Annotated in this window: 15 protein-coding genes and 4 pseudogenes; 7 read left to right on the forward strand and 12 right to left on the reverse strand. The window is 67.9% G+C overall.

The window, feature by feature from the left end:
- Positions 1-132 precede the first annotated feature (132 nt).
- The 3 pseudogenes from GNX96_RS67125 to dnaB all read right to left on the reverse strand — a co-directional run.
- A pseudogene (locus GNX96_RS67125) lies at positions 133-471 on the reverse strand (DnaB-like helicase C-terminal domain-containing protein); the annotation flags it as partial.
- Between the two features lie 308 nt (positions 472-779).
- Positions 780-1,610 (reverse strand): annotated as a pseudogene (locus GNX96_RS63055) (LAGLIDADG family homing endonuclease); the annotation flags it as partial.
- Positions 1,611-1,628: 18 nt separating this feature from the next.
- Positions 1,629-2,800, reverse strand: a pseudogene (gene dnaB / locus GNX96_RS63060) (replicative DNA helicase); the annotation flags it as partial.
- A gap of 554 nt (positions 2,801-3,354) precedes the next feature.
- Here dnaB and GNX96_RS10100 point away from each other — a divergent pair.
- Positions 3,355-3,786 (forward strand): YbjQ family protein, encoded by a 432-nt coding sequence (locus tag GNX96_RS10100; protein ID WP_163567869.1) that lies wholly within the window; start codon positions 3,355-3,357, stop codon positions 3,784-3,786.
- Between the two features lie 80 nt (positions 3,787-3,866).
- Here GNX96_RS10100 and GNX96_RS10105 read toward each other — a convergent pair whose 3' ends face one another.
- Positions 3,867-4,127, reverse strand: coding sequence for a hypothetical protein (locus tag GNX96_RS10105; protein ID WP_163567870.1), 261 nt, complete (start codon positions 4,125-4,127; stop codon positions 3,867-3,869).
- Here GNX96_RS10105 and GNX96_RS10110 point away from each other — a divergent pair.
- Both GNX96_RS10110 and GNX96_RS50505 read left to right on the forward strand, forming a co-directional pair.
- Positions 4,126-4,551, forward strand: a complete 426-nt coding sequence (locus tag GNX96_RS10110; RefSeq protein ID WP_163567871.1) for a ribosomal protein L7/L12 — start codon at positions 4,126-4,128, stop codon at positions 4,549-4,551. The genes GNX96_RS10105 and GNX96_RS10110 overlap by 2 nt on opposite strands.
- A gap of 410 nt (positions 4,552-4,961) precedes the next feature.
- A complete protein-coding gene (locus tag GNX96_RS50505; RefSeq protein WP_279579920.1) occupies positions 4,962-6,146 on the forward strand; it encodes a hypothetical protein in 1,185 nt (394 codons plus the stop codon).
- Between the two features lie 247 nt (positions 6,147-6,393).
- Here the strand turns inward: GNX96_RS50505 and GNX96_RS10120 are convergent, their stop codons facing one another.
- From GNX96_RS10120 to GNX96_RS10145, 6 genes and pseudogenes are all read right to left on the reverse strand, one after another.
- Entirely contained in the window at positions 6,394-6,543 is a 150-nt protein-coding gene (locus GNX96_RS10120; RefSeq protein WP_163567872.1) for a hypothetical protein, read from the reverse strand.
- A 75-nt stretch (positions 6,544-6,618) separates the two neighbouring features.
- A pseudogene (gene rplI, locus GNX96_RS10125) lies at positions 6,619-7,066 on the reverse strand (50S ribosomal protein L9).
- Between the two features lie 15 nt (positions 7,067-7,081).
- Complete coding sequence (gene rpsR / locus GNX96_RS10130) at positions 7,082-7,336, reverse strand: 30S ribosomal protein S18 (RefSeq protein WP_425551939.1); 255 nt, start codon at positions 7,334-7,336, stop codon at positions 7,082-7,084.
- Between the two features lie 48 nt (positions 7,337-7,384).
- Positions 7,385-7,915, reverse strand: a complete 531-nt coding sequence (locus GNX96_RS10135; RefSeq protein ID WP_163567874.1) for a single-stranded DNA-binding protein — start codon at positions 7,913-7,915, stop codon at positions 7,385-7,387.
- A 131-nt stretch (positions 7,916-8,046) separates the two neighbouring features.
- Positions 8,047-8,340, reverse strand: coding sequence for a 30S ribosomal protein S6 (rpsF, locus tag GNX96_RS10140; RefSeq protein ID WP_279579933.1), 294 nt, complete (start codon positions 8,338-8,340; stop codon positions 8,047-8,049).
- Positions 8,341-8,599: 259 nt separating this feature from the next.
- A complete protein-coding gene (locus tag GNX96_RS10145; RefSeq protein ID WP_163567875.1) occupies positions 8,600-9,331 on the reverse strand; it encodes a hypothetical protein in 732 nt (243 codons plus the stop codon).
- 964 nt (positions 9,332-10,295) lie between these two features.
- Here GNX96_RS10145 and GNX96_RS10150 point away from each other — a divergent pair.
- From GNX96_RS10150 to GNX96_RS10165, 4 genes are read left to right on the forward strand one after another with little or no spacing between them, the layout of a single operon-like run.
- Positions 10,296-11,084 carry a deoxyribonuclease IV gene (locus GNX96_RS10150; RefSeq protein ID WP_163567876.1) on the forward strand — a complete coding sequence of 263 codons (789 nt, stop codon included), beginning with the start codon at positions 10,296-10,298 and terminating at the stop codon, positions 11,082-11,084.
- Positions 11,081-12,091 carry a hypothetical protein gene (locus tag GNX96_RS10155; protein WP_163567877.1) on the forward strand — a complete coding sequence of 337 codons (1,011 nt, stop codon included), beginning with the start codon at positions 11,081-11,083 and terminating at the stop codon, positions 12,089-12,091. Before GNX96_RS10150 ends, GNX96_RS10155 begins: the two co-directional genes overlap by 4 nt.
- Positions 12,040-12,486, forward strand: a complete 447-nt coding sequence (locus GNX96_RS10160; RefSeq protein ID WP_163567878.1) for a hypothetical protein — start codon at positions 12,040-12,042, stop codon at positions 12,484-12,486. Before GNX96_RS10155 ends, GNX96_RS10160 begins: the two co-directional genes overlap by 52 nt.
- On the forward strand, positions 12,486-12,788 hold the full coding sequence (locus GNX96_RS10165) for a hypothetical protein (RefSeq protein ID WP_163567879.1): 303 nt from the start codon (positions 12,486-12,488) through the stop codon (positions 12,786-12,788). Before GNX96_RS10160 ends, GNX96_RS10165 begins: the two co-directional genes overlap by 1 nt.
- Before the next feature lie 181 nt (positions 12,789-12,969).
- On the opposite strand, the gene GNX96_RS50510 is transcribed toward GNX96_RS10165, so the two are convergent.
- Both GNX96_RS50510 and GNX96_RS50515 read right to left on the reverse strand, forming a co-directional pair.
- The gene (locus GNX96_RS50510; RefSeq protein WP_279579921.1) at positions 12,970-13,416 is read right to left on the reverse strand and encodes a hypothetical protein; all 447 of its coding nucleotides are present in this window, start codon (positions 13,414-13,416) and stop codon (positions 12,970-12,972) included.
- Positions 13,410-13,925 (reverse strand): glycosyltransferase 87 family protein, encoded by a 516-nt coding sequence (locus tag GNX96_RS50515; RefSeq protein WP_279579922.1) that lies wholly within the window; start codon positions 13,923-13,925, stop codon positions 13,410-13,412. Before GNX96_RS50515 ends, GNX96_RS50510 begins: the two co-directional genes overlap by 7 nt.
- Positions 13,926-14,037: the final 112 nt, after the last annotated feature.

Genomic DNA, 14,037 nt, shown 5'->3' on the forward strand with positions numbered 1-14,037 from the left:
CTGCTGTCATGTCAGCTGGTTTTCGGCCTTGGGCGTGTCGCGCTTACGCCCGGAATCGGGTCGCTTGTCCGGTCTCCGGGGCGCCCCGCAACGCCGGTTCGAGAGATCCCGAACCGGCGCCGTTCGCACTGGTCAGCCGCCAGTGGACATGTCCACGAAACGGCTGAAGTGGCCCTGGAACGCGACCGTGATGGTGTCGGTCGGGCCGTTACGGTGTTTGGCCACGATGAAGTCGGCCTCGCCGGCTCGCGGCGACTCCTTCTCGTAGTAGTCGTCGCGGTGCAGCAGGATCACCATGTCCGCGTCCTGCTCGATGGAGTTGTGCACGGCCACCCCGTCGGCGATGAAGTTGTGCCCGTCGAGCACGGTCGCGTCGAACACCGGCTGGTCGCCGACGCTGGTGATCGACACGATCTCGTCCCAATAGATGTCGTTGTTGGTCGCGAGCATCTCCAACCCGGCGTCATCCAGCGCGCGGCGGCGACCTCACGCAGCCGCTGACTGCTCGGGCCGTGTGTCCACACTTTCTGGCGGACCTTGGTGTCCGTGCCGCCGGTCAGATCGTTGCCGGTCAGATCATTGCCGCCGGAACGCTCGTCCAGCAGGCCTCGCACGCGATCCCAGACCTGCGCTGGCCCGGTGTCCGGGCGGGCAGCGACAGCTCGTGCCGCCAGCTCGCGGCGGCACCGATCGGCTTCGGCCGAGCGAGCGCCGAACACCCCGATGCCGCGCAGGAACCGCAGCTGATCGTCGGGGTCACCGATCACCACGTGATAGCTGACCCGGTAACCGGGCTTGGCGATCGGCTTGACCATCGCCTTTCGGATGCTCGTACGCACGCCATATCGCAGCAACAGCCGCGCCACGTCGTCCGCCAGCCGCCGGCTCGGAGTGCCGAAGTAGACGCTCGCCTGGCCGCCGGTCCGGTCGTCCCACCAGACGCAGCCGTCGGTCGCCCACAAATGTCGGAGGAAAACCGCGACCTGCGCCTTGGGCAGTGCGAACATGGTGTCCGGCAGGAACTTGCGATCGCCCCGTACGCCGAACAGGCCGAGCTGATCGAGCCAGCTGGCCACCGGGTTGGGCAGCCCGCGCCGCAACCGGTCCGGCGCCGACAGCCGCACGGTGACCCGGCGAGCCGCCGGATGGTCCTCGGTGACCACGGCGCTGCCGAAATGCCGTGCCGCCCTGGTGACCCACCCGCCCGGTTGGCCGGGTCGACGCTGGCATACCGGATCGGCTGGCCGCGCAGGAACGTGCCGTCGCCGATCAGATGCGCCAGCATCAGCAGCTCCGGCTCTGCCCACGCCTGGGTCCGCAATGGCGCTGGCACGTGCCGAGGCACGCCGACCCGCATCCCGGGGGCCAGGTCGCCGAGCGCCCGCCAACCGCCATAGCTCAGGAACGGGTGGTTCGCGGTCGCCAGCCAGCACCTCGCGGCCAGAAGCCAGCCGCAGCTCGTACGTCTCCTTCACACCGCTGGAGAAGGCGTGGGTCATCGTCCGCGGCACATATCGCAGCGACGGGTCCAGCGCCCACACCGGAATGTTCTTCTGACCACTGGCCATCAGCTCGCCGATGGTGATCTCGGCACCGGTGTCCGCCCGCATCACCCGGGTGCCGGCCGGCAGGCAGCCGGACTCACGCAGGTCGGACAGCTGAGGGCGTTTGTCCGTACGCTGCTCCGGACCACGGTTCAGCTGCGAGACCGCGATGACCGGGACCTCCAGCTCCTTAGCCATCAGCTTCAGGCCACGGGACAGCTCGGAAACCTCCTGCTGCCGGCTCTCCACCCGTTTGGGCGAGCTCATCAGCTGCAGATAGTCGACCAGGATGAACCTCAGGTCATGGCGCTGTTTGAGGCGGCGGGCCTTGGCCCGGATCTCCATCAACGTCATGTTCGGCGAGTCGTCGATGTAGAGCGGCGCTTCGGAGATCTCGCCCATCTGCCGGGCCAGCTTGGTCCAGTCGTCCTCGGAGAGCTGGCCGGACCGCAGGTTGTGCAGCGGCACCCGGGCCTCCGCGGACAGCAGCCGCATCACGATCTCGATCTTGGACATCTCCAGCGAGAAGATGCACGAGGTCAAGTGATTGCGCACTGAGCAAGATCTGACCCAGTCAAGGCCAGCTGTCGACTTACCCAAACCCGGCCGGCCGGCGACGATGATGAGCTGGCCGGGGTGGAAGCCGTTGGTGAGGCGGTCCAGGTCGACGAAACCGGTCGGCACGCCGCTCATCACGTCGCCATGCGCGCCGATGGCCTCGATCTCGTCCATCGCAGGTTGCAGCAACTCCTCCAGGACCGTGTAGTCCTCGGAGGTACGCCGCTCGGTCACCTCGTAGACGGCCTGCTGGGCCAGGTCCACCACGTCGTCGACGTCCCGGCCGGAGCCGACGGTGCCGGAGTAGCCCAGCTGGGCGATTCGGGGGTGCCGGCCTCGATCAGCCGGCGCAGCACCGCCCGCTCGGCCACGATCCGAGCGTAGTAACCGGCGTTGGCCGCGGTCGGCACGCTGGAGATCAGAGTGTGCAGGTAGCCAACCCCGCCGATCCGGGTCAGCTCACCGGACTCGGTCAGCGCGGCCGAGACGGTGATCGGGTCAGCCGGCTCACCGCGGCCGTACAGGTCGAGGATGATCTCGAAGATGATCGCGTGCGCCGGCCGGTAGAAGTCGTTGTCGCGCAGGATCTCGATGACGTCCGCGATGGCGTCCTTGCTGAGCAGCATGCCGCCCAGCACGCTCTGCTCGGCGGCCACGTCCTGCGGCGGGGTCCGGTCGAACTCCGGCACCCCGGGCATCTGCGAGGACAGCTGCGGCCGCTCGTCATCGGACCGTCCGGCTGGAGCCGCCGCCTGCACCGACACTCGGATGCTCCTTACCCCTTGCAAATCCCCGATGACACGCCCGAAACCACACGAGCGACTGGCCGCTCGCCGCGCTCTCCCAGCCGGGCGCGAGGCCACCGAGGTCACCGAGGCGACCGGGTCGCGGACACGATAATTCTATCGTACATACGTACGAGAATGGCCGCTGGCCGCGAAGCGTGGACCGGCACCTCTCCGGCTGGATGAGGCGGAGCCGCCGACGTTACGGGGTACGCAGCCGTGGAGCGAACCGCCCTGTGGAGCATTCGGTGGGCAGCCTGTGGACAACTACCCACCAGCCTGTGTACAGCGTGTGTGCCTGATTGTGGACAACCTGTGAATGATCGCGAACAGACACGCCCTGGGCAGGTCAAACAAGATCCACGGCCTGGGGACAGAAGAAAGATTTCCACGCCGTGGCCGCCGCCACCGAGCCGGTTGAGGCGGATCGATACGCTCTGGGCAACACCGACAGACAGGTAACCGCGATGCTCATCGTGACAACCAATGACCTTCCCGGCTTCACCATCACCCGGGTGCTGGGGGAGGTGTTCGGCGTGACCGTACGCAGCCTGAACGCCGGCACCAGCTTCACCGCCGGATTCCGGTCCATCGGCGGTGGCGAGGTCCCGGAGATGACCAACCTGGTCCTACAGGGCCGCAACGAGGCGATGAACCGGCTGATCTACGAAGCCCGCCGGCGGGGCGCGAACGCCATCCTCGCGATGCGGTTCGACACCGGCGAGCTGGCCGGCCGATGGAACGAGGTCTGCGCGTACGGCACGGCAGCCTGGGTGGAACCGGTCACCGACGACGCTCGCGCCCAGTACGCGGCGATGGTGGCGGCCGGTCAGGTGCCACCCGGCCCGCTCGGCGGACCGTCCGCGCCGCCGCTGCCGGGCCAGCCGCAAACGGCCTAGGGCGTGTCTCCTAATTCCAGGTGGATGAGGGCCGAGATCCAAGCGTTGGCTGCCGGTGCCGGGCGGTCAGGAGACACGCCCTAGTCCTCGGCCAGTACGGCCCGCAGCTCGGCCAGGCTGGCGTTACCGCCGGTGCACACGATCCCCACCTGGGCACCGGCGAACCGCTCGCGTACGTGCAGGAGACCGGCCAGCGGCGCCAGGTCTACGCCGCCACTTACGGCCGGCCGCCGGATCCGCCGGCCACCGCCGCGCTGCTGGCCGCGCTGGCAGCGACCAAGCCAGACGGAGACGGTGGTTCCGCCGAGGACGGACCGCGCAGGTCCGTACGCTGACAGCATGACCGGCCTGTACATCGCCATCGGCGTGATCGCCGTCCTCGTGCTCGCCTGGATCCTGCTCAGGTCAAGCAAGTCCAGCCGGTCGGCCCGGCCCCCAGCTCGCGAATTGCAGGACCTGCCCATCGACTCGGCCGCGCTTACCGCGATCTACGCCAGCCTCGGCGCGAACAAGCGCGTCCTCGCGATCAAGCAGCTCCGGCAGGCCACCGGCCTCGGGCTGGCGGACGCCAAGTATCTGACCGAGGCGATCGCTGCCGGGCACCGCCCACCCGAGCGCGGGATAGGGCTGGCCCAGCCGAGCCTCGCCGACCGAGCCCGCGGACTGCGCCGCCAGGGCCGTGAAGCGGACGCGATCCGGCTCGTCCGAGACGAGACCGGAATGGGCGACCCCGAGGCGGCCAAGTTCGTCCGGTCTCTCGACTGACCAGTCGACTTTAAAACCCTGCTTCTTCGGCGATCGGTATGTGTTAAACCAAGAGTTCATGACTCGTTACCGACCGAGAACACTCCTGGTCAGCGGCCTGCGACGGTCCGTCGACCATCGCCTTTCCGGGCAAACCCGACTGCCCCGATGATCGCGCGAGGGTCCCCCGAACGGCCCTCTCTCAAGAGGCAAAATCGCTGGGTCGCACCAGTCGAAAGGGCCGCCAATGGAGCTCGTCCCACCAGTCCCCCCGCGCGCGCCCCGACCGGCCGCCGGCCCATCGCCGCGTCGACCAGCCGGAGGTCGGGCTCGCTGGTACGGCCCTGGGGCTGCAACGTACGGCCGGCAATGCCGCCGTCGCGGGCCTGCTCACCAAGCGTCGGCCCGCCGTCCAACGCGCCGCGACCCAGGTGCAGCGCGAAGGCATGGTCGAGGCGACCACGGTCAAGCACACCGTCAACCTCCCGGACTGGAAGATCGGCGAGAAAGACGCCGGCTATGCCAAATTCGGGCTGGCCGCCGGCGGATCGTACGACTTGGAATACACCCCCTCCAGCGGTGGCGGCGAAGCAGCGGCCCACGAAGGTGGCGAGCACGCGGCCGCGGAACACGCTGGCGGGGAACACGCCGGCGGTGAAGGCGCGGCCCCACATGAGGGCGGCACGAAGCTGAAGCCAGCGGCCGGCGCGTCGGCCAGCCCCGAAGGGCTCAAATACCAGGCCGAGGTCACCGCCGAGTTCGAGAAGGAAACCAGCGGGATCTTCGCCGGCTGCACCCCGAAGGCGAAACTCGGCGGCGAGGGCAACGCCGACAAGGGCAAGCTCGGCATCGAGTTCTCCATGGAGGGCGACACCTTCGAGCCGAAGTTCGCCTTCAACCTGATGGAGCGAGAAGGCGCGGAGGTGAAGTTCCTCAATCTCGAGGCCGGCGTCGACTGGAAGATGAAGGAGCGCTACTACACCACCGCCGACGGCACCAAGATCAAGGTCACCCCAAAGCTCACGCTCAAGGGCTCCATCGAGCCGGAGTACAAGAAGATCTTCGAGAAGCTTGCGGAGGAAGCGGCCGAGGTCATCACCGGCGAGGTGCTGATCGCCGGCAGCATGATCCTGGTCGGAGTGGCCACTATCGCGGCCTTCTGGGCGACGATCGACGACGGGACGGACGAGGCCAAGGCCATCGACGCCGCCGGCCAGGGCCGGGACGAGCTGGTGGCCGGCTTCGTCGCCGGCGCGACCGGGAAACAGCTGTCCGGCAGCCAGTACACCGCGGAAGGTCTCAAGCGCGGGACCGAATGGCGGGCGAAGGTGATCAGCGGCGACAACGCGAAGGGCCTGCCGGTGCCGGCCGCGGTGATGGACGAGAAGGCCGGCGAACAACAGGACAAGATCCACAAGACCGCCTGGGACGCGGCCAACAAGTACCTGCACACCGAGCTGGTGAAGCGTTATTGGGAGATCCACTACATGCAGAAGAAGCTGCCGTGGGGTGAGATCGAAACGACTTACCTGATGTTGATGGAGGGCCAGAAATTCGGCCGGCCGCAGCCGCAGGAGGGTCGTACGGACGAGGGCGCGTCCAGCCTCGCCCACTAGTGTCCCGCGCCCAAGTTCCTTACTCGGGTCAGACGGGTGGTCCAAAATACGCCGGCAGGGTGCCGGCCGGCGGTGCCTGCGACGGCACTCTCCGGGCAGCGACCATCGCCGCGTCGCCGCGTACTGAGCACGCGCGTCCTCGCTGACCGGGTCCACCCAGACCGCGGTTCCCACCACCCAGTCAAGGCCGTCGGACGGTGCGTCGAACCGGATCGACACGACCGCATTCGCCCCGTATCGCGCCGCGTCATGGTGCAGGTCCTGGAAAGCTTTCGCGCGCGCGATTGCTAGTGAGTGACGCGATGCCAGTGGACACATATACCGATCTGCCCATCACCGGGCCGAAAACCATCCGGATCTGGTAGCCGGGCACCTCCGGCGTGGTCACGATCAGCATGAGGCTCCTTCCCGTTCTCATAGCCGAAAACCCGGGCTGCCAACAGGCGGCCCGGGTTTCTGGTGTGACTGTCGCTTACTCCGCGACGACCTCGAGGGTCAGGGTGGTCTCGACCTCGGGGTGAATGCGGACGTGCACGTCGTGCTTGCCGGTGGCCTTGATAGTCCGGGCCAGCTCGACCTTGCGGCGGTCCAGGTCCGGGCCGCCGGCCGACTTGACCGCGTCCACCACGTCGGCGGAGGTGATCGAGCCGAACAGTCGGCCGCCCTTGCCGGCGCGGGCGATCAGCTTGACGTCCAGGCCGTCCAGCCGCGCCCGAATCTCCTTGGCGTGGCCGAGGTCCTGGACCTCACGGGCACCGCGGGCCCGCTTGATGCTGCGCGACCTGCTTCTCGCCGCCCTTGGTCCAGTAGATCGCGAGCCGGCGGGGAACCAGGTAGTTGCGGCCGTAGCCGTCCTTGACCTCGACGATGTCGCCGGGCGCACCAAGACCGGTCACGTCGGAAGTGAGGATGAGCTTCACAGTCTCTCCCCTTCCTTAACGGGCCGTGCTGGAGTACGGCAGCAAGGCCATCTCCCGCGCGTTCTTGATCGCCTTCGCGACCTGCCGCTGCTGCTGGCTGGTCACGCCGGTGACCCGGCGGGCCCGGATCTTGCCGCGGTCGGAAATGAACTTCCGCAGCAGAGCCGTGTCCTTGTAGTCGATATAACTAATCTTGTCCTTGTCGAGCGGATTCGCCTTTTTCTTCGGCTTCCGCACCGGGGGCTTGGCCATACGTTCCTCTTTCACCATGCTCCGGCCGCGGGACTGGCCCGCGACCGGGAAAAGTCAGCTGTCTGTTTAGAAGGGCGGTTCTTCGGAGTAACCGCCGCCGCCACCGCCACCGGCCGGAGCCGCCGCCGGTGTGGCCGAGGCCCACGGGTCGTCGCCGCCGCCACTGGGCCGGGACTGCCCGCCGCCACCGCCGGAGCCGTAGCCACCGGTCGACCCACCACCCGAACCGGACCGACTGGTCTTGCTCACCTTGGTCGTCGCGTACTTGAGCGAGGGGCCGATCTCCTCGACCTCGCACTCCACCACGGTGCGCTTCTCACCCTGGGCCGTCTCGTACGACCGCTGCTTCAGCCGGCCCTGCACGATGACCCGGGTGCCCCGGCCGAGTGACTCGGCCACATTTTCGGCCGCCTGACGCCAGATCGAGCAGCGTAGGAACAGCGCGTCGCCGTCCTTCCACTCGTTGGTCTGCCGGTCGAAAATCCGCGGCGTGGACGCGACGGTGAAGTTCGCCACGGCCGCGCCACTGGGGGTGAACCGCAGCTCGGGGTCCTCTGTCAGGTTCCCGACGACGGTGATGACTGTTTCGCCTGCCATGTCATGTCCTCCTCATGCGCGCGCTCGTCTTCGCGTCGATGCGATCGACGATCCCTGTCGGGTACGACAGTTTGGCCGGGCATCGCCGGTCGATCACTGCCGGCCCCGCCGGAAAAACCGCGCGCGGACAGCTATCGCAGTTCCGGCCGGAGCACCTTGGTGCGCAGCACGGATTCGGTCAGGTTGAGCTGCCGGTCCAGCTCGGCCACCGCGGCCGGCTCGGACTGCAGGTCGATAACGGCGTAGATGCCTTCGGTCTTCTTGTTGATCTCGTACGACAGCCGACGGCGGCCCCAGATGTCGACCTTCTCCACGGTGCCGCCGTCGTTCTTGACGACGGTGAGGAACTGGTCGAGCGAAGGGGCCACAGTGCGCTCGTCCAACTCGGGATCGAGGATGACCATGACTTCGTAGTGACGCGCCAGCGTACCCACCTCCTGTGGTCTCAACGGCCACGGTCCATCCGCGGCAGGAGGGTATTAGCGTCGGTCGCCGTCCACCAGGAGGCAGACAGCTAACCGGACGATCGTAACAGTGGCTCTAGCAGGGTGTTTAACCGGTCGGCTAGAGGTGTTCCGGACTAGTGAGTGAGAGCGCGCATCCGGCCGCGGGCGCCCATCATGGTCCGGATCACCGCGGAGCCGACGCCGGCCACCACGACTCCGGCGACGAGCACCAGCAGGGTCAGCGGGCCAGGAGTGTCGCTGGTGGAGCGACCGGTCGCGGTCGGGTCGTTGGGGGTCGAACCCGCTCCAGCGACGTTTCCGGACGGGGTGCTGTTGCCATCGGCACCGTTGGGCAGCGCGGGCTGCTGCAGCGGGCGGGCAGCCGGGTTGGTCGGCAGACCGGTGAGGCCGGGCGGCAGCAGTGCCGGCGGCTGGCCCTGCGGGGCGCCACCATGGGGCAGCGAAGGCGCCTGGACGCCACCGCCAGTCGAAGAGCCGGTGCTGCCGGTGCCTGGAGTCGAACCACCACTGGCCGGCGGCGCGACGACGCGGGCGGCGTGCTCGGCTGGGTCGGCTGCTTCACCATCGGAGCGACCATCACCTGCGACGCCGCGCCGCTGTTGATCAGTGCGCTGGCGGCGCTCATCGAATACGACTGCTGGTCGACCGACTGGCTGAAGCTGAAGGTGGCGGTGCCGCCGGAGCCGATTGTCTTGCGCTGGTCGCCAACCGACACCGTGACCGGGCCGTTCAGCAGGCCGTTCATCGAGTTCTTGACCACCAGCTGGCCACCGGACGGGACGGTGAACTGGGCGGAGCTGAACTTCATGTTGCACGCCAGGATGGTCAGGCAGCCGCCGCTCACGGTCGCGGTCGGGTTGTCCGCAGCCTGCGCCGGAGTGCCACCCAGCAGAAGGGTCCCGCCGCCGATCAGGCCGAGGGCCGCCGCGGCAACCACGCGACGCGACATCCGAGACGACTTCTTTGTCATCGACACGCCGTATTCTCCCATTCCCACCGAAGCTCGCCATCCAGTCCAACGACTGACCGTACCGGATGGTAGCGGGTCCCCGCCCCCCTCCGCGCGCCCCTCACCCCAACCACCTCCACCTCGCCGCCCTTTTCCGCGCATTTATATACGTTTATTCCCTCCACAACGACACTTTCAGGCCACCCCCAACCCAAAACCCCCCGCGCATACCCGCATTTCCGTCCGATAGCCAGACTTCACCCCACGCGTGACGCCCCCCTTAGACAGGACCGAGCCCCCGCGCACCCCACCCCGCGCCGGACCGTCCTTTCACACGAAAGTTGGCCAACTTAGACGGAACCCAACCCGTCCCACCCCGTGCGCAAACCACCACCTTCACCATCAAGTTGGCCCACTTCGACGGACCCAGCCCCGTTCGGCGCCATCGGCCGCCAGGCCGATGTTGTCGCCCCTCCGGCAGGGGCGCCGGTCCTCAGACCCTGCGGGTTTTGCAGGGTCTGAGGACCGGCTCTCGTAGCCGTAGTCGACGGCGCCCGCGCCGAAGGCGCCAGAAACATCGGGCGGATCGGCAGTAAGCACGGGGAAACCCCACCCCGACACCGCCCTTTGGTGTCGGGGTGGGGTTTCCCGTGCCTGGTAGACGAGACGCCGCACCCACACAGAAAACACCCTTAACCAAGGCACTCACCTCCGCAGCAAACACCCTTAACCAAGGCGCTCACGACCGCGGCAAACACCGAACCAGGGCCCCCCCAGCACACACCGCCCTCAACCCCGACAACATCCATCACCAAAAAACCACCCCCCCGCAGCCCAAGCCCCCAAACCCAAGCCGCAACCAAACGGCCGCTCACTCGCCAAAGCCCCCCAGTCGCTCGTACTCACCAAAGCCCAACCCCACCAAGGCCCAGATCTGTCAGACCACCCCTCTAGGCTCCTCCGCATGGGACTTCCACCTATTGGGGCACATGTGGGGCCGGAGGATCCGCTGGCTGAGGCGGCTGCCCGGAAGGCCGACGCGGTGCAGTTCTTCCTGTCTGATCCGCAGGGGTGGCAGAAGCCGATCCCGCGCGCGGACGCGGACGCGCTGCGGTCCACCGACATCGCGGTGTATGTGCATGCTCCGTACATGATCAATCTGGCCAGTACGAACAACCGGATCCGGATTCCGTCCCGCGGCCTGGTCGCCGACCACGCGAAGGCGGCCGCGGAGCTGGGCGCGGCCGGATTGATCGTGCATGGCGGGCATGTCACCAAGGACACCGATCCGGCGGTCGGGGTCGAGAACTGGCGGAAGGCGTTCGCCAAGGCGGCCGAGACTGGCGGCTTCGGGTTGCCGATCCTGATCGAGAACACCGCTGGCGGCGACAACGCGATCGCCCGGCGGTTCGACCGGTTGGCGATGCTGTGGGACGCGATCGGAGAATATGAGCCGGGCTTCTGCCTGGACACTTGCCACGCGCACGCTGGCGGCGAGGACCTGGACGGTGTGGTGGACCGGGTGAAGGCGATCACTGGCCGGATCGACCTGGTGCACGCCAACAACTCCAAGGACGCGTTCGACTCCGGCCGGGACCGGCACGAGAACTTCGCCGCCGGCACCATCTCAGCGCAGGCGATCGCCGCTGTCGTACGGGCCGCCGGTGCTCCGGTGATCTGTGAGACGCCCGGCGGGGTGGACGGCCAAGCCGCCGATATCGCATATTTGCGCGACCATCTCATCAGCGGATGAGCCTGGGCAGGCTGGGCCTGGGCAGGCTGGGCCGCGAGCTGTTCCTGGTATGCCTGGGCGCTCTGTTGGTCAGCGCTGTGCTGACCTGGCCGACGCTGTTGCATCCGGCCAGCACCGTGCCGGCCGACCTGGGCGACCCGCTGGCCCAGTCGTATGTGGTGGCCTGGGGCGGGCACGCGTTGCTGACCAACCCGGCAGGGCTCTGGGATGCCAGTAACTTCTTCCCCGAGCACATGACGTTGGCCTATTCCGACTCGATGCTCGGGTATGCGCCGTTCGGGCTGATCGGGTCCGGCCCAGCCGCCGCGCTGGTTCGCTACAACCTGCTGTTCTGGTGGGTCGCGGCCCTCGCCTCGGTGAGCGCGTACGCGCTGGCCCGGCAGCTAGGTTCCCGGGTGCCGGGCGCGCTGGTGGCCGGGTTGGCTTTCGCGTACGCACCCTGGCGGCTGGCCCACGCCGGCCACCTGAACGTGCTCTCCAGCGGCGGGATCGTGCTGGCGCTGGCGCTGCTGGCGCGTGGCTTCGGCTATTCGTTCAGCCGCGGCTACCAGCCCGAGCGGGTCCGGCCGGGCTGGATCATCGCCGGTTGGCTGGTGGCCTGTTGGCAGGTCACCATCGGGTACGCGATCGGCTTGCCCTTCGTCTACCTGCTGCTGCTGCTCTGCTGCCTGGTCGCGGCGGCCCGCTGGTTGTTGGCCGGCCGCGCCCGACCGGCGCTGGGCCGACCACTGCTGTGGTGCACGCTCGGGGGCGGCCTGCTGTTCGCCGCCGTGGTGGTCGTGATGGCCCGGCCGTATCTGGCGGTGACCACCGCCTTCCCGTCGGCCGTACGAACGTCGCCGAACTTCAGCTCTTCTCCCCGTCGCCGGTGGGCTTCTTCACCGCGCCGACCACTTCGTGGCTCTGGGGCAACGCCACCAGCTCGGTCTATAAGACCTTCGTGGCGCCGGCTGAGATGGCGCTCTTCCCGGGGCTTGTCGTACTTGTCCTCGCCTTTGCCGGGCTGAGCTACAGCGCCTGGCGCGGCCGGCAGCGGATCTGGCTGGGCATCGGTCTCGCGGTCGGCACTCTGCTCTGCCTGGGCACGAACTTCTTCGGTGGCGCGGTGACTTACCTGCCGCTGCTGGTGCTGCCGGGCTGGGACGGCATGCGCACCCCGGGCCGGCTGATCCTCTGGGTGATGCTGCTGCTCGGGCTGCTCGCGGCTGGCTTCCTCACCCAGGTCCAGAACGATCTCGAGGCCCGCTGGGCGGACCGGTCGGGGCTCGGCGCCCGCTGGCGTGCGGCCGCGCTGGTGGTGCCGGCGCTGCTGGTGGCGATCGAAGGCGTCAACACCCTCTCGACCACCCGGCTCCGGAGCCGCCGCCAGCCCAACTGCAGGCCGCCGCCGGGCCGATGCTGATGCTGCCCAGCGACTCCTGGTGGGACAGCAGGGCCATGTGGTGGAACACCGCCGGCTTCCAGCGGATGGTCAATGGCGCTGCGTCCTTCAGTCCGCCGTCGACCGACGAGATCCGCAACTCCGCAAAGTCCTTCCCCGACGCCGGCAGCGTCGACTACCTCCGCAAGGCCGGCATTCGTACGGTCGTGCTCGTGCCGGACAGCACGTATGGGACCCCATGGCAGCAGGCGTCCGGCAAGCCGATCGACGGGCTCGGCATCAAGCGGACGTACGCCGGCACCGCCATCATCTACACGCTCTGACCGAGCCTGTGGTGCTAGGGCGTGTCTCCTCATTCCAGGTGGATGAGGGTCGAGATCCAAGCGTCGTCCTGCGAGTGCCGGGCGGTCGCGCTCATACCTTTGTTGTATGGGTGTGATCGTCCGGTGCTCGCAGGACGACGCTTGGGCTCGGCCCTCGCCGCCTGGGATGAGGAGACACGCCCTAGGCCGTTCTGGTGATCGCCAACCCGTCATCCTGCTCTTCGTACGACTCGACCACGTCGTTGAGCACCCCGCCGTCCGGGTCCGGGTCGCGCTCGGACCGGACCACGTCCCGCCACGGCTCCAGCACTTCCAGTACGACGAACCCGCACAGCATCACCACGCTGGCCCAGCGGGCCATCGAAGCCAGCAGGAACAGCGACTCGGGTAGCTCGGTCTTGCCGCCCGAAGCCCGGATCAGCGTCTGGTAAAAAGCCACGAAATAGCACAGCTCGCTGGCCTGCCAGACCAGGAAGGCGCCCCATTTCGGACGGGCCAGCACCAGCAGCGGGATCAGCCACAACACATACTGCTGCGACCAGACCTTGCCGGTGAGCAGGAAGCCGGCCACCACCAGGAACGCCAGCTGACTGAGCCGAGGTGGCGTTGGCGCGGCGAAAATCAGCACCGCGATGGATGCCCCCCGCACCACAGCACGAAGACGAGCCCGCTGATGGTGTTGAGGGTGCCGACGTTGTTCGCGATGCCGGCCAGCGGGCCGGTGTTGTCGCCGGTCAGGTTGGCGCCGACATACCAGAAGGTGCCCCAGTCGACGGCCCGCTGCTCGGAGAACCGGTAGAACTGGCTCCAGGCCGGCACCCCGGCCGCGAAGATCACCGGCAGGTTGACCGCCAGCCAGGCCAGCACCGCGCAGCCCGCGGTGGTCAGGAACGGCCTGATCTTGCGATGTCGTAGGCAGAGCAGAAAAAGCGGGCCGAGGATGAACAGCGGGTAGAACTTGGCCGCCGCCGCCAGCCCGAGCAGGACCCCAGCCCAGGCCGGGTTTCTTCGCGCCCAGGCGTAGAGCCCCAGCGTGCACAGTGCGACCACGAGCATGTCCCAGTTCACGAAGGCGGTGACCACCATCGCCGGCGCGGCCGCGAGCATCGCCGCGTCGAACGGACGTCGGCTGCGCATCCGTACGTACGACCGCCCACACTGCCAGCACCGCGAAAATTGCTAACAACAGGGCGTTGACCTGGTAGAACATGGTGAACTGGGAGCCCTGGGTGCTGGGGATCAGGGCGGT

Origin of the sequence: Fodinicola feengrottensis (assembly GCF_010993775.1) — a bacterium.
GTDB lineage: Bacteria > Actinomycetota > Actinomycetes > Mycobacteriales > HKI-0501 > Fodinicola > Fodinicola feengrottensis.

What these genes read in the sequence shown, in the direction of transcription:
- rpsR (WP_425551939.1), bottom strand. Translation starts at nt 7,336, where the DNA reads ATGGTGAAAGAGGAACGTATGGCCAAGCCCCCGGTGCGGAAGCCGAAG.
- GNX96_RS10120 (WP_163567872.1), bottom strand. Translation starts at nt 6,543, where the DNA reads ATGCTGATCGTGACCACGCCGGAGGTGCCCGGCTACCAGATCCGGATG.
- GNX96_RS50515 (WP_279579922.1), bottom strand. Translation starts at nt 13,925, where the DNA reads ATGCGCAGCCGACGTCCGTTCGACGCGGCGATGCTCGCGGCCGCGCCG.
- GNX96_RS10150 (WP_163567876.1), top strand. Translation starts at nt 10,296, where the DNA reads ATGGGACTTCCACCTATTGGGGCACATGTGGGGCCGGAGGATCCGCTG.
- GNX96_RS10135 (WP_163567874.1), bottom strand. Translation starts at nt 7,915, where the DNA reads ATGGCAGGCGAAACAGTCATCACCGTCGTCGGGAACCTGACAGAGGAC.
- GNX96_RS10100 (WP_163567869.1), top strand. Translation starts at nt 3,355, where the DNA reads ATGCTCATCGTGACAACCAATGACCTTCCCGGCTTCACCATCACCCGG.
- GNX96_RS10110 (WP_163567871.1), top strand. Translation starts at nt 4,126, where the DNA reads ATGACCGGCCTGTACATCGCCATCGGCGTGATCGCCGTCCTCGTGCTC.
- GNX96_RS10165 (WP_163567879.1), top strand. Translation starts at nt 12,486, where the DNA reads ATGCTGCCCAGCGACTCCTGGTGGGACAGCAGGGCCATGTGGTGGAAC.
- GNX96_RS10145 (WP_163567875.1), bottom strand. Translation starts at nt 9,331, where the DNA reads ATGTCGCGTCGCGTGGTTGCCGCGGCGGCCCTCGGCCTGATCGGCGGC.
- GNX96_RS10105 (WP_163567870.1), bottom strand. Translation starts at nt 4,127, where the DNA reads ATGCTGTCAGCGTACGGACCTGCGCGGTCCGTCCTCGGCGGAACCACC.
- GNX96_RS10155 (WP_163567877.1), top strand. Translation starts at nt 11,081, where the DNA reads ATGAGCCTGGGCAGGCTGGGCCTGGGCAGGCTGGGCCGCGAGCTGTTC.
- GNX96_RS10160 (WP_163567878.1), top strand. Translation starts at nt 12,040, where the DNA reads ATGGCGCTCTTCCCGGGGCTTGTCGTACTTGTCCTCGCCTTTGCCGGG.